Origin of the sequence: Ureibacillus acetophenoni (assembly GCF_900220965.1) — a bacterium.
In the GTDB taxonomy this organism is placed as follows: domain Bacteria; phylum Bacillota; class Bacilli; order Bacillales_A; family Planococcaceae; genus Ureibacillus; species Ureibacillus acetophenoni.
Genome location: NZ_OBQC01000002.1, coordinates 327,734 through 340,673 on the forward strand (window position 1 = coordinate 327,734; position 12,940 = coordinate 340,673).

Sequence of the window (12,940 nt, forward strand, 5' to 3'; positions counted from 1 at the left end):
TTAAACGGCTAGTAAAAGTATGTCTTTAGAATCAGAATTTGATTCTAATATTCTCATGAATGAAGTTAATGCATTAGGGTTTATGCCCAAATTACATTTATATTAGAAAGGAGTGAAATGATTTGAAACGGAAAAGACGAAGAAAATATAATCCATATACATTGCCACCGGGTTTAAGAAAAATAAGATTCTACTGTAGAACCGTCATTATACCAATTGTTGTTTTTCAAGGAGTCCGGGTCTTCTTTATACCAACTACCGGTGACATATTACTTTTATTGATTTTACTCGTAATCGCTTGGCTCCTCTTGGCTGACCTTATTTGACTTTAAATCTAAAAGAGTATAAGACTCACTTAAACTAGAGAAGAAATCATCAGAATCAAACGCTCGATCAACAACTTCTTCCTCTGGTGATAAATCTTCTGTCTGTACTAAGTTACCATCTACTAAATCTAATTCATTATTTTCTAATTCATTGCTCGCTTGTTCAACTTCAGATACTACAATTTCTGGTTCAGGAACTATAACATTTGAAGATTGTAAAAATGTCTCTGGTTTAAAATCATTAATACTTTCTTCAGAATTGTTCTCGAAGCTTTCAACATAACTAGAATTATCAAAACTTACTTCATCAATTGTATCATCTTTCAACACAAGTTCTTCTTCGTTAGAAACAGGTTCTTCGTCGGATACAGGCTCTTCATTAACTGGGCTTACTTCAAGCTTGTCTGTTTCAGTATTTTGAATTAGATCTGCAAAGGCATTTGCACTGGGAATCTCAAGTGGAATATTATTCGACTCCAGATAAGCATCAAATCGAATACTATCCTCTTCCTCAATCGCAGGCTCCACAACAGGCTCAGGAATAATGCAAGAAACATCCCAATTGAATGCTGCGCAAGATCCTGTAGATACATCGTAATTAACATTTTCAACATAAAGCTCTGGATGACAACCATCAGGAATTTTTTCTTTTGGTAAATTTACCTCCAATGGTAATGCGTATTCAAAGTATCCATCATCTTCATTTAGTTCAATATGTTCAATTAGAGTACCTTCACTGTATTCTGGTAGTTCATGTGGATCAAAACGTACAGTTGAAGTAATATGATAAATTCCAACTAGTCTAAGCGATTCTTCTGTTTCAATTAGCTGAAAACGTGGTTTTATATCAACAGCAACAACATCTTCTACTAGCCCATATTCTTCAGGAAAAACAAATTGTGTCTTTATATCCCAATTATAATTTTGCATTAAATCCCTCCCGCTAATACAATATGCGAAAGAATTTCAAGTATGCAAAATCGAGTCTCCAAAATCTCCTACTAAATATGAGGTTTTCAGGGCTTTTTCTAGTTATTTTAAAAAACAAAAAAGTGCCTTTCTCATCATTGAAAAAGACACTTTTTTTACTATTTAATATTAATTATCGAGCAAGTTTTTCAAAAACAGTATGGAATGCTTGAATTGTTTTATTGATATGTTCTTCAGTATGTGCAGTAGAAATAAATAATCCTTCAAATTGTGAAGGTGGTAAATAAATACCTTCTTCTGCCATTAATTTATAATACTCAGCAAATAAACTTAAGTCAGAAGTTTTCGCTGTCTCGAAATCAACTACTTCTTCATTTGTTAAGAATAATCCAATCATCGAACCAGCACGGTTTACTGTATGTGGGATGTTGTATTTTGTAGCTGCTTCACGTATTCCTGCTTCTAGTAAGTCACCAAGCTTTGTGAAATAATCATATGATTCAGGTGTCAAACGGGATAAAGTTTCAATACCTGCGGTCATTGCTAATGGGTTACCAGATAGAGTACCAGCTTGGTAAACAGGGCCTGCAGGAGCAACGTGTTCCATAATGTCCCGACGGCCACCATAAGCCCCAACTGGAAGTCCACCACCTACAACTTTACCTAAGCAAGTTAAATCAGGTGTTACTCCGTAATATCCTTGTGCACAATTATAGCCAACACGAAAACCAGTCATTACTTCATCAAAAATAAGTAGAGAACCATTCTCCTTCGTAATTTGACGAAGTCCCTCTAAAAAGCCTTGCTTTGGAGGAACAACACCCATATTTCCTGCAACAGGTTCTACGATAACTGCTGCAATTTGTTCGCCAAATTTCTCAAATACAACTTTAACTGCTTCAATATCATTATAAGGAACAGTCATAGTATTTTTTGCTATATCAGCTGGTACACCAGGACTATCTGGTAATCCAAGTGTAGCCACACCAGAACCAGCTTTAATTAATAAAGAATCACCGTGTCCATGATAAGAACCTTCAAATTTTAAAATAATATCTCTTTTTGTATATCCACGTGCTAAACGTAGTGCTGCCATTGTCGCTTCTGTACCTGAAGATACAAAACGAACCATTTCAACAGCTGGAACACGATCAATAACAAGTTCAGCTAATTTATTTTCTAGTAAAGTAGGTGCACCAAAAGAAGTGCCCTTTACAGCCTGCTCTTGAATCGCTTTAACAACTTCAGGATGAGAATGACCTAAAATAAGTGGTCCCCAACTTAACACATAGTCAATATATTCGTTACCATCAATATCTTTAATGATTGCGCCATTTCCTGAATCGATGAAAATTGGATCAATATTTACAGATTTAAATGCACGAACAGGGCTGTTAACTCCACCTGGCATTAGATCAACGGCTTCTTTAAATGCTTCGATCGATTTTTCAAAAGTTTTCATATTATTTCTCCTCCAACCAACGAGCAACATCTTTTGCATGATAAGTTAAAATTAAATCAGCACCAGCACGTTTCATTCCTAATAATGTTTCTAAAACGACTGATTTTTCATCTATCCAACCATTACCTGCAGCAGCCTTAATCATCGCATATTCACCAGAGACATTATATGCAACAATTGGTACCGGGAAGTTGTTGCGTACATCTCGTACAACGTCTAAGTAAGATAATGCCGGTTTAACGATTAAGAAATCTGCACCTTCATCGATATCTGATTGAGCTTCGCGAATTGCTTCTAATCGGTTTGATGGATCCATTTGATACGTTTTTCGATCCCCGAATTGTGGTGCACCATCTGCCGCTTCACGGAAAGGTCCATAATAGCTTGAAGCATATTTTACAGCATAAGACATGATCGGCACATCGTGGAATCCTGCTTCATCAAGTGCGGTACGAATTGCAATAACGAAACCATCCATCATATTTGACGGTGCAATAATGTCTGCTCCTGCTTTTGCTTGTGATACAGCGGTACGAGCTAATACATCTAATGAAGGATCATTTAAAATTGTTTCACCTTCAACTACACCACAATGTCCATGGTCAGTAAATTCACATAAACATGTGTCAGCTATAACTAAAAGCTCTGGGTGACGAGCTTTAATTTGACGTGTTGCTTCTTGAACAATTCCATGGTCATGGAAAGCTCCTGTCCCAACATCGTCTTTTTCAGCTGGAATACCGAATAAAATAACCGCTGGAATCCCTAATTCAACAACTTCATCAATTTCTTCATCTAATCTATCAAGAGAAAATTGAAATACACCCGGCATTGAGCTAACAGGGTTTTTAATATTTTCTCCTTCCATTACAAATATAGGGTAAATTAAATCCTCTTTGTGTAAATATGTTTCTTTCACCATTGAGCGCATTGTTGCTGATGATCTTAAGCGACGATGTCTTTTAAAATGCAATTGTGTCATATAGATCCTCCTATTTAACGATTTCTTCTAACACTGCTTCCATAGTATAGGTTTTTGGTTGATAGGAAACATGAGCACTATACTTAAGTAGAGCATTACTCGTTATATGCCCAATACTTGCGATTTTAATTTTCTCCCATCCTACAAATGGTGCAATATGTAATCCAAATGCATCGACTGCAGATGGACTTGCAAAAACTAAAATAATATTCTCACGGGTTTGAATTAAATTAATTAGCTGATGTATATAATCGATATTTTCTTTTGTTTCGTATACATCCCACTCAATTACTTCGAACGGTAGTCCAGTTTTTATTGTATCTTTGGCCATTATTCCGCGCACAAATAAACAACGAGAATTTTCATGAGCAACATTTGGAAATTCCTTCACAAAGACATCTGCACTAAAAACTGTGGGAACAAAGTCAACAGCAAACCCATTAGCTAATAATCTTTCTTTTGTTTTCGAACCAACAGCGGCAATTTTCCCTTGAAAATGAGAAGGTGTTAAATTATACCTTAACATTTTAGCACAAAATGACATTACTGCATTTTGACTGGTGAAAATTAGCCAATCAAATGATCTCGCCTTTTGAAGTTGGCTAAGATCATGTGGATGTAATATTTCTACTGTTTTAATGAGCGGACAAGAAACTGCTTCGCCACCTAGTTGCTCAATTTTTTGTAGAATCGTTGTTGTAACCTTAGACCCAGTTACAACAACGGTCTTCCCTTTTAGAGGATTGTTAATTTGCATCAAGCTCAGCCTTTACCTGTTGGATTAAATCAAATGCACCTTGTTCAGTTAATTTACGTGCAACTTCTTCACCAATTTCAACCGGATTTGTACCTGTAATTGTTTCTTCATAAAAAACAGATGCGTCTGGAGCTGCTACTAATCCAGTAAGTGTAATAGAATCTCCTGTTGTCTTAGCATAGCCTGCAATAGGTACTTGGCAACCACCATCCATAGCAGCTAAAAATGCTCTTTCTGCAAATGCCTCATTCCAAGTTGTTTGATCTGTTAGTTTTGCTAACTCGCGAAGTAACTCTGCATCATCAGCTCGACATTCAATTCCAAGAGATCCTTGAGCTACTGCTGGTAAACATAGATCTGTATCCAAATATTCTGTTACTACATCATCATTCCAACCAAGACGTTTAAGCCCTGCTGCAGCAAGAATAATTGCATCGTAATTTTCATTTTCTAATTTTGCTAAGCGTGTATCCACATTTCCGCGAATCCATTTAATTTCTATGTCAGGACGTACCTTTTTTAATTGTGCACTTCGGCGTAAAGAACTAGTTCCAACAATCGCATACTGTGGTAAATCCTTAAACTTTACATGACCTTTCGAAATAAATGCGTCACGAGGATCTTCTCTCTTCGGAATACATCCAATCACTAATCCTTCAGGCAGTACAGAAGGCATATCTTTCATGGAGTGTACAGCAAAATCAATTTCTTTATCGTATAATGCTTGCTCGATTTCTTTAACAAACAAACCTTTCCCACCGACTTTAGATAGTTGAACATCTAAAATGCGGTCCCCTTTAGTTACAATTTCTTTCACTTCAAACTCAAAAGGAGCGCCAGCTTTTTTCATTTGCTCGATAAACCAATTCGTTTGTGTTAAAGCTAATTTACTTTTTCTAGAACCAACAATAATTTTTCTCAAAATGATCAGACCTCTCTAACTTTAAATATCCGAAGATTATGCCCGCGCTGATTCAATTTATATCACCATTAAGTCGCAAGGCTGTACATTGAAACCTACTTTAAAACCATAAATGGAAGCTTGAAAGTTTACTTCCTAAAAAGAAATTAATAACGACTAGTAAAAACGTATATATTTGTGCCCAAGAATACTGAATCGCTGTTATTTTACCTCTATGATGTAAAATCAATATCATTAAATAAATGACAAAGATGATAAACGAACCTATTATCTTCGCATCAATAATTGATAAACCTTCTAATGTCAAAAATGCCCATTCTAACCCTAAAATTATACTTATTAGAAAGAGTGGATTACCAATTAAAATTGAACCATTTACCCATTTACTCAACTGCTGCAATGAAGGTAATCGTGACCATAATTTTGAATATTTTTTGCCCTTTAGTAGTTTATATAAAATTAGATATAACACAGAAAATACAAAGGCAATCGTAAAGGTTGCATAAGATACCATTGCAAAACTTATATGAATAATCAACATTTCAGACACTAGCGATTCTCGTAGTGGATATTGAACATAATCTGGTGCAAATAAATGAATTGTGACAAAAATAAATCCTAAAAAGTTTATAAAAAAAACAGGTAAATCTACTCTAACAATGCAATGTAGTATGATTGAGATCGTAATTAATAACCACGCGTAAAAGTATACCCCTTCAATCAAGGACAGCACAGGGAATCGCTTCATTTCAAAAATATATAATACTAAGAAAAGCGTTTGCATTACCCATACAATCGATACAAGCCAAAATGCAACACGCCGTATTTTAACTTGTTTGTAAAAATAATCAAAGAAATAAAGAACGATACTAATAGCATATAGGATCACCATTACCTCATAAATCCTAGATATTACTGAATCAATCATTCGCATCCCTTCTCCATCAAAAATGTCCTTATTAATGAAAACTACACAATAAAAGCGTTTTTCGTATCTAGTTTAACATATAGATACGAAAACGCCTTAGGAAGTCCTTATAACGAAATACCGAAACTGATTTTAATATGACAAATTTGGATTTGCAACTTGCTCAGTTCGATTAATTTTTTGTTCTGCTTTCTTTTGTTGTAGGATTACTTCTTCTTTGACTTCATCTTCGATTCCAAATATTTGTTGGAATAGTTGAAGTTGCTCATTTGCTTTTTTTGAATTCGCTAATTCTTTTGCTTGAAGAATTGGTTCCTTTAACAATTGATTAATAATGGATTTCGTATGCTTATTTAATATTTTTCTTTCGCGATCCGTTAAATTAGGCATTTTATTTTCAATGCTATTCATTGTTTCTTCTTGGATATTACTTGCTTTTTTACGTAAAGCAGAAATGACAGGTACTACACCTAATGTTGTAATCCAATCTTTAAATTGGATAACTTCTTCGGTAATCATTTCTGAAATTTCCTTAGCTGCTTTTTCACGTTCTGCAAGATTTGCTTCTACAATACCTTGTAAATCGTCTATATCGTACAAGAATACATTTGGTAAATCACCAATTTTAGGATCCAAGTCCCTAGGAACAGCAATATCGACCATAAATAATGGCTTACCTTTTCTTAATCGTTCTACAAATTGCATTAATTCAAAATCAATTACATAGTCAGTGGACCCAGTTGAGCTGATTAAAATATCAGCTTCTAGTAACGTACATTGCAATTCTTGCATCGATTTAGCTTGTCCATTAAATTTTTCAGCTAATACTTGAGCCTTTTCAAAAGTGCGGTTTATGACTGTAACTTTCCCTACACCACTACCAGCTAAATTCTGTGCAGCAAGTTCCCCCATTTTACCTGCTCCAAGAATAGCTACATGTTTATGTTTTAGGGAACCAAAGATTTTCTTAGCTAATTCAACTGCAGCATATGAAACAGATACGGCATTTTCGTTTATTGTTGTTTCGTTATGAGCACGTTTAGCGAAGGTTACTGCCTGTTTAAATAGATGATTGTAAACGGTACCAGTAGCACCAACTTCTTGAGCATCTAAAAAGCTTTTTCGCACTTGTCCAAGAATTTGTGTTTCACCTAATACCATTGAATCGATTCCACTTGTAACACGGAATAAATGATTTAACGATTCATCATTTTCACGAATATATAAATGTTGTTCAAACTCATTAACCGGAATATCAAACCATTTTGCTAAAAATTGTTTTATATAATAACGACCTGTATGCAATTGATCAACAACCGCATATATTTCTGTACGATTGCACGTTGATACAATTACATCTTCTAAAATGCTTTTTTCTTTTTTTAGCGCTGCCATTGCATTCGGTAAATCGCTTTCAATAAATGACAATTTTTCACGAATTTCGACAGGCGCAGTTTTGTAATTCAAGCCTACGACAAGTGTATGCATTGAACTTTACACCTCACATTATATTTTCCAACCTTATCTTATCATAAAGAATGAACTATTAAGCGATAAATTGTGAACATGCTATGAACTGGTTGATTCTTATTTAGAATAATTATAATCTGAGTGTATCAAAAAAACGAATATTATTCAACAAAATGAGTCATATCATGTATTTGTTCGATAATTATGAAAAAGATGTTTTGTAAAACCGAAAAATCGATTTCTATCAAAACATCTTTGTTCACTAGATGGCTATGTACATCTTTACATTCTTTTTTTAATTTCATTCCAGGTTTGGTCAAACCCTAAACCAGTTTCAGAAGAAAAGACGATTAATGGATCACTAGAATCCATATCCAACGTATCTTTGACGACTTTTTTATGCTTGTCCCACTTACCTTTTGGAATCTTATCAGCCTTTGTCGCGATGACAATTGTCGGAATGTTATAATGCTTTAAAAAATCATACATCATACAATCGTCGTTTGTTGGTGGGTGTCTTAAATCAACAATCAATACTACAGCACGTAAAACATTACGTGCTGTAATATATCGTTCAATCATTTGACCCCATGCTTCTCGGTCTTTTTTCGAAACTTTTGCATAGCCATAACCTGGAACGTCTACAAAAAATAATTGCTCCTCAATTTTATAAAAATTTAAGGTTTGAGTTTTTCCTGGTTTTGAAGACGTACGAGCTAAAGCTTTACGTCCAATCATTTTATTTATGAATGATGATTTTCCAACATTCGAACGACCTGCTAACGCAAATTCAGGTAGATCATCTATTGGGTACTGTTCTGGTTTAACAGCACTTATCACCATTTCAACATTATTTACTTTCATTTTTGAAACCTCCAACTAGTGCTATATTAAGCACCTCGTCAGCAGAAGATACAGGTTTAAATGTCAACTGTTCACGAATACTTTCAGGTATATCATCAATATCACGAATATTATCTTTTGGAATAATAATCGTAGTTAATCCAGCTCTATGTGCACCAAGTGATTTTTCTTTTAGTCCACCAATCGGTAAAACCCTACCACGTAGCGTAATTTCGCCTGTCATACCAACTTCTCTTCTAATTGGTTTGTTAGTAATAGCTGAAACTAAAGCAGTACACATTGTAATACCCGCTGATGGCCCATCTTTTGGCACTGCTCCTTCAGGAACGTGGATGTGAATATCATGTTGGTCAAAGAAATTATCATCAATATCTAACTGATTAGATAATGAACGAACAAATGATAATGCAGTTTGAGCAGATTCCTTCATTACTTCCCCAAGTTTACCTGTTAACTGAATTTTACCTTTACCAGGTGTTAACGATACCTCAATTTGTAATGTATCTCCACCTACTGATGTATATGCTAGACCTGTCGCTACACCAATTTGATCTTCTGTTTCAGCTTGACCATAGTGGAATTTGTGCTTTCCTAACATTTCCACCAATACTTTTTGATTTACAGTAACTCGCTTTTTATCGCCTGAGACGATAATTTTAGCAGCTTTTCGGCACAGGGTAGCAATTTGACGTTGTAAGTTACGAACTCCCGCTTCACGTGTATAATATCGGATTAAATCAACAATCGTTTCATCCTTAATTACAAATTGAGATTTTTTCAGACCATTTTCTTCAATTTGTTTTGGAATGAGATGATTTTTTGCTATTTGTGTTTTTTCCATTTCTGTATAACCAGCAATCGATATTACTTCCATACGGTCAAGAAGTGGACCAGGAATCGTGCTTAAATCGTTTGCAGTTGCAAGGAACATCACTTGCGATAAGTTATAAGGCTCTTCAATATAATGATCGCTAAAATTATGATTTTGTTCAGGGTCCAAAACTTCTAACATTGCCGCAGAAGGATCCCCTCTAAAGTCATTAGACATTTTATCAATTTCATCTAGTAAAAATACTGGATTCACTGTCCCTGCTTTTTTCATTCCTTGAATAATACGACCCGGCATTGCTCCAACGTAAGTACGACGATGACCACGAATTTCAGATTCGTCACGCACTCCACCTAGTGAAACACGTACAAACTTACGATCAAGACTTTCCGCTACAGAACGCGCTAAAGATGTTTTACCTACACCAGGTGGTCCAACTAAACATAGTATCGGTCCGCGAACCGATTGAGTAAGTTGACGTACAGATAAATACTCTAAGATACGCTCTTTCACTTTTTCAAGTCCATCATGATCACGATTTAATATTTCTTCAGCATGTTTAATATCAAGTCGGTCTGTAGTTGATTCTGTCCATGGAATCGTCACAAGCCATTCAATATAATTTCGAATGACTCCGCTTTCCGCACTTGCAGCTGGTAATTTTTCATAGCGATCCAATTCTTTAAATGCAACTTTTTGAGTGGATTCAGGCATGCCAGAACTTTCAATTCTTTTGCGTAAATCTGCAATTTCACCTGTTTTACCTTCCCTGTCGCCTAGTTCAGATTGGATTGCTTTCATTTGTTCACGTAAGTAGTACTCTTTTTGAGTACGTTCCATGGCTTGCTTAACTTTTGAATTAATTTTCTTTTCTAAATTTAGAACTTCTTGTTCGTCATGTAAACGAATAATAAGGTGATCTAATCGCTTTTTAATATTATAAATACTTAATATCTCTTGTTTTTCAGCAATTTTTAGCGGAAGATGGGATGCAATTACATCCGCTAGTCTACCAGGTTCATCTATATCTACAACAGAATCAATCGTTTCAGTTGTAATTTTGTTAGAAGATTTTGCATACTTTTCAAAATAACTTAATAATGTACGCATTAACGCTTCTATTTCAGCGTCTTTCGTTGTAGGATCTTCTTGGATTTCTACAGTAACCGAAGTAAATTTATTATCTTCATGATACTTTTGAATTTCACCACGGCTAATACCTTCAACTAAAATTCTCAATGTACCATTTGGTAATTTTAGCATTTGTTTTACATTTACAAGAGTACCAATTGTATATAAGTCTTCTTTTTCTGGTGATTCAATTCGCAAATCTTTTTGTGTTGCTAAGAAGATTTGATTATCATTCAACATCGCATGTTCTAATGCTGCAACAGATTTCGCTCTACCTACATCAATATGTAACACCATTGAAGGGTAAACTAATAATCCACGCAAAGGCAATAAAGGTTTTTTCTCTATTTTCTTGCTCATGCGCGTTTTCACCTCCATTTATTTATCCCGATTGAACGGAAAGTAATGACTCCTACATTAAGCTTAAATTAAGCATGTAAAGTCAAAATTTTTAAGCGACCTTGAAGGTCTGTTCAATAGAACTCAGATTTAAAAATAAATCTTCGTATAGTAACTTTAGTTTGCCCATATTTGTGAGCCCTCAACAACCAACTGTAAAGGTTTTTTAATCCTCGCTGTTTCAATTCAAAAGAAACATTCCGCTCACTTAGTATGTGATAAAGACATAACATTTCTCTAGGCATATTGTTAGCAATTTTTAGAGAGTACATGTACAAAAAGCCTAAACATTTTATGTAAATTGTTAAAAAAGCTGACTTACGACCATTACACGTAAAAAACGTAAATTGCGAAGTCAGCTTTTATATTCCTAAAAAGTGAATCTCGGTTGTTTTCTATGCTGATGTTTTTTCATTAAAATTTTTCAGCTCAGAACCATCACTCAAGAACAATTTAGGTGCTTTTTTATCTAGAATTGTTTCTTTTGTAATAATACATTTCACAATATCATCGCGTGATGGTAACTCAAACATCATATCAAGCATCGTAGATTCAATAATTGATCTTAACCCACGAGCACCTGTTTTTCGTTCGATTGCTTCTTTAGCAATTGCATTTAAAGCCTCTTCATCGAACTCAAGTTCTACTTTGTCGAGTTCAAGCATTTTTTGATATTGCTTTACTAATGCATTTTTAGGCTCAGTTAAAATACGAACTAATGCTTCTTCGTCTAATTGCTCAAGAGATGCTAATACTGGAAGTCGGCCAATAAACTCAGGTATTAAACCAAACTTCAGTAAATCTTCAGGAATTAGCTGTGCTAATACTGACTCAGTATCATCTTTTTTCGTTGTATTTGAGCCAAATCCGATTACTTTTTCACCTTGACGGCGTTTAATAATTTGCTCAATACCATCAAATGCTCCACCAACGATAAATAAGATGTTTGTAGTATCAATTTGTAAGAACTCTTGATGAGGATGCTTACGACCACCTTGTGGAGGCACACTTGCTACAGTTCCTTCAAGAATTTTTAGTAATGCTTGTTGTACACCTTCACCTGAAACATCTCGAGTAATAGATGGATTCTCAGATTTACGTGCTACTTTATCGATTTCATCAATATAAATGATACCTTTTTCTGCACGTTCTATATCGTAATCTGCAGCTTGAATTAGTTTTAATAGGATGTTTTCAACATCTTCCCCTACATAACCAGCTTCCGTAAGTGATGTAGCATCTGCAATTGCAAATGGAACGTTTAAAATACGTGCTAACGTTTGTGCAAGTAATGTTTTACCACTACCTGTTGGTCCTATTAATACGATGTTAGATTTAGATAATTCAACATCATCAATCTTACTGTTCGAATTTATACGTTTATAATGATTGTACACAGCAACAGCTAATGCTTTCTTAGCGCGCTCTTGTCCAATAACATATTCATCTAAAATGGATAATATTTCTTTTGGCTTAGGAATGTCTTGAAATTCAATTTCTTCCTCGACACCTAGCTCTTCGACGACGATTTCAGAGCAAAGCTCGATACATTCATCACAAATATAAACACCAGGTCCTGCAACTAATTTTCTTACTTGTTCTTGAGGTTTCCCACAGAACGAGCACTTTAAATTGCCTTTTTCATCATTAAATTTGAACAATTTGCTTCACCCCTATTCAAGCAACTATCTTACAAGATTCTGTTATCTTTATCAAATAAGTTGTCTTTTTGATGCAAGTAGAACTTTCCCACTAGCATAATTTATGTATAAATTACTATTTAACTTCATTCAGTGAATGAAGTTAAAGCCTCCGGCGGATGCCACAGATTTTTTAAAGGATTAATAAATGAACTTAGACTATGAGCGCCACGTCCTGTGCAAACGTCTAAGTGACCAACATCCTGTTGGCCTAAGCTCGATAAAATCTGGGCGCACATG

General features: G+C 34.9%; 10 protein-coding genes. All 10 read right to left on the reverse strand.

The window, feature by feature from the left end; translation table 11 throughout:
• Window positions 1-284: 284 nt before the first annotated feature.
• The 10 genes from CRO45_RS04370 to clpX all read right to left on the reverse strand — a co-directional run bounded on the left by CRO45_RS04370 (window position 285) and on the right by clpX (window position 12,661).
• Window positions 285-1,256: a hypothetical protein gene (locus CRO45_RS04370; RefSeq protein ID WP_097148415.1), complete on the reverse strand. Its 972-nt coding sequence runs from the start codon at window positions 1,254-1,256 to the stop codon at window positions 285-287.
• Window positions 1,257-1,428: 172 nt separating this feature from the next.
• A complete protein-coding gene (gene hemL / locus CRO45_RS04375; protein ID WP_097148416.1) occupies window positions 1,429-2,718 on the reverse strand; it encodes a glutamate-1-semialdehyde 2,1-aminomutase in 1,290 nt (429 codons plus the stop codon).
• A gap of 1 nt (window position 2,719) precedes the next feature.
• Window positions 2,720-3,700: a porphobilinogen synthase gene (gene hemB / locus CRO45_RS04380; RefSeq protein ID WP_097148417.1), complete on the reverse strand. Its 981-nt coding sequence runs from the start codon at window positions 3,698-3,700 to the stop codon at window positions 2,720-2,722.
• A gap of 10 nt (window positions 3,701-3,710) precedes the next feature.
• Window positions 3,711-4,457 carry a uroporphyrinogen-III synthase gene (locus tag CRO45_RS04385; RefSeq protein WP_097148418.1) on the reverse strand — a complete coding sequence of 249 codons (747 nt, stop codon included), beginning with the start codon at window positions 4,455-4,457 and terminating at the stop codon, window positions 3,711-3,713.
• The gene (gene hemC, locus CRO45_RS04390; RefSeq protein WP_097148419.1) at window positions 4,447-5,379 is read right to left on the reverse strand and encodes a hydroxymethylbilane synthase; all 933 of its coding nucleotides are present in this window, start codon (window positions 5,377-5,379) and stop codon (window positions 4,447-4,449) included. Before hemC ends, CRO45_RS04385 begins: the two co-directional genes overlap by 11 nt.
• A 100-nt stretch (window positions 5,380-5,479) precedes the next feature.
• Window positions 5,480-6,307, reverse strand: a complete 828-nt coding sequence (gene ccsA / locus CRO45_RS04395; RefSeq protein ID WP_097148420.1) for a cytochrome c biogenesis protein CcsA — start codon at window positions 6,305-6,307, stop codon at window positions 5,480-5,482.
• A gap of 132 nt (window positions 6,308-6,439) precedes the next feature.
• The gene (gene hemA / locus CRO45_RS04400) at window positions 6,440-7,795 is read right to left on the reverse strand and encodes a glutamyl-tRNA reductase (RefSeq protein ID WP_097148421.1); all 1,356 of its coding nucleotides are present in this window, start codon (window positions 7,793-7,795) and stop codon (window positions 6,440-6,442) included.
• Window positions 7,796-8,059: 264 nt separating this feature from the next.
• The gene (gene yihA / locus CRO45_RS04405; protein WP_097148422.1) at window positions 8,060-8,641 is read right to left on the reverse strand and encodes a ribosome biogenesis GTP-binding protein YihA/YsxC; all 582 of its coding nucleotides are present in this window, start codon (window positions 8,639-8,641) and stop codon (window positions 8,060-8,062) included.
• Window positions 8,628-10,961: an endopeptidase La gene (gene lon / locus CRO45_RS04410; protein WP_097148423.1), complete on the reverse strand. Its 2,334-nt coding sequence runs from the start codon at window positions 10,959-10,961 to the stop codon at window positions 8,628-8,630. Before lon ends, yihA begins: the two co-directional genes overlap by 14 nt.
• Window positions 10,962-11,395: 434 nt before the next feature.
• Entirely contained in the window at window positions 11,396-12,661 is a 1,266-nt protein-coding gene (gene clpX, locus CRO45_RS04415; RefSeq protein ID WP_097148424.1) for an ATP-dependent protease ATP-binding subunit ClpX, read from the reverse strand.
• Window positions 12,662-12,940: the final 279 nt, after the last annotated feature.

What these genes read in the sequence shown, in the direction of transcription:
- lon (WP_097148423.1), bottom strand. Translation starts at nt 10,961, where the DNA reads ATGAGCAAGAAAATAGAGAAAAAACCTTTATTGCCTTTGCGTGGATTA.
- hemL (WP_097148416.1), bottom strand. Translation starts at nt 2,718, where the DNA reads ATGAAAACTTTTGAAAAATCGATCGAAGCATTTAAAGAAGCCGTTGAT.
- hemA (WP_097148421.1), bottom strand. Translation starts at nt 7,795, where the DNA reads ATGCATACACTTGTCGTAGGCTTGAATTACAAAACTGCGCCTGTCGAA.
- CRO45_RS04370 (WP_097148415.1), bottom strand. Translation starts at nt 1,256, where the DNA reads ATGCAAAATTATAATTGGGATATAAAGACACAATTTGTTTTTCCTGAA.
- ccsA (WP_097148420.1), bottom strand. Translation starts at nt 6,307, where the DNA reads ATGATTGATTCAGTAATATCTAGGATTTATGAGGTAATGGTGATCCTA.
- hemB (WP_097148417.1), bottom strand. Translation starts at nt 3,700, where the DNA reads ATGACACAATTGCATTTTAAAAGACATCGTCGCTTAAGATCATCAGCA.
- CRO45_RS04385 (WP_097148418.1), bottom strand. Translation starts at nt 4,457, where the DNA reads ATGCAAATTAACAATCCTCTAAAAGGGAAGACCGTTGTTGTAACTGGG.
- yihA (WP_097148422.1), bottom strand. Translation starts at nt 8,641, where the DNA reads ATGAAAGTAAATAATGTTGAAATGGTGATAAGTGCTGTTAAACCAGAA.